This window comes from Paraburkholderia lacunae (assembly GCF_003353175.1).
GTDB lineage: Bacteria > Pseudomonadota > Gammaproteobacteria > Burkholderiales > Burkholderiaceae > Paraburkholderia > Paraburkholderia lacunae.
In genome coordinates, this window is record NZ_QHKS01000089.1 from 1 (window position 1) to 1,424 (window position 1,424).

The 1,424-nt window shown below is 62.3% G+C and carries 1 protein-coding gene; it reads right to left on the minus strand.

Going from position 1 to position 1,424, the window contains the following annotated elements:
* Position 1 precedes the first annotated feature (1 nt).
* Positions 2–1,423 (minus strand): hopanoid biosynthesis associated radical SAM protein HpnJ, encoded by a 1,422-nt coding sequence (hpnJ, locus tag DLM46_RS38850; protein WP_115110399.1) that lies wholly within the window; start codon positions 1,421–1,423, stop codon positions 2–4.
* Between the last annotated feature and the right edge of the window lies 1 nt (position 1,424).

Here is a 1,424-nt window from a genome sequence, read left to right on the forward strand (position 1 = left end):
ATCACGCTTGGTGGGCGCGCAGGAAGCGGAAGAATTCGACGCCTTCGCGCAGGCGCCGTTTCATCATGTCCCAGCTCGTCAGCATCTCGCGCAGGATTTCCCAGATCTTCGACGGTCGGAAATAGAAGCGCTTGTAGAAGTTCTCGAGCTGGTGGTAGATCTCGTCGCGCGACAGATGCGGATAGCCGATCGCCGCGAGCTGCACCCCTTCCTTGCTCACGAGATTGATCACCTTGTTCTCTTCGAGCCAGCCGTTCTCGACCGCCTGGTTATAGAGCGTCGTGCCCGGATAGGGTGCGGCCAGCGACACCTGGATCGTGTGCGGATTGATCTCTTTCGCGTACTCGATGGTCTTCTGGATCGTGTCCTGCGTCTCGCCCGGCAGCCCCAGAATGAAGGTGCCGTGGATCTTGATGCCGAGCTTGCGGCAGTCGTCGCTGAAACGGCGCGCAATGTCCGTGCGCAGGCCCTTCTTGATGTTCAGCAGGATCTGGTCGTCGCCCGATTCATAGCCCACCAGCAGCAGGCGCAGACCGTTTTCCTTCATGATCTTCAGCGTCGAGTACGGCACGTTCGCCTTCGCGTTGCACGACCACGTCACCCCCAGCTTGCCCAGACCGCGCGCGATTTCCTCGACGCGCGGCTTGAAGTCGGTGAAGGTGTCGTCGTCGAACATGATCTCCTTGACTTCAGGCATGTTCTCGCGAATCCACTTCACCTCCTCCAGCACGTTCTCGACCGAGCGCGTGCGGTAGCGGTGCCCGCCCACGGTCTGCGGCCACAGGCAGAAGGTGCACTTCGAGCGGCAGCCGCGGCCCGTGTAGATCGACACGTACGGATGCTTCAGATAGCCGATGAAGTAGTTCTCGATCTTCAGGTCGCGCTGGTAGACCGGCGCGACGAACGGCAGCTCGTCCATGTTCTCCAGGATCGGGCGCGCTTCGTTGTGCTCGATCGAGCCGTCGCGGGCGCGATAGCTCAGCCCCTTGATGTCGGCGAACGGCTTGCCCTCGGCCACTTCCTGGCAGGTGAAGTCGAACTCTTCCCGGCACACGAAATCGATCGCCTCGCTGGCGGTCAGCGAATTGTGCGGGTCGACCGCGACCTTCGCGCCGACCATGCCGACCAGCACCGCAGGCTTGCGCTTCTTGAGGTCCTCGGCGAACAGGGCGTCGGTGGGAAAGGACGGCGTGCTGGTGTGGATGATCACCAGATCGTATTGCTGCGCAATCTCGAGCGACGCTTCGACCGACAGGTTGTCGGCCGGCGCGTCCAGCACGCGGCTCCCGGGGATCAGCGCGGCGGGCTGCGCGAGCCACGTCGGATACCAGAACGAGCGGATTTCACGCTTGGCCTGATAGCGCGAACCCGCGCCACCATCGAAACCGTCGTACGACGGCGCCTGCAAGAACAGGGTTTTCATG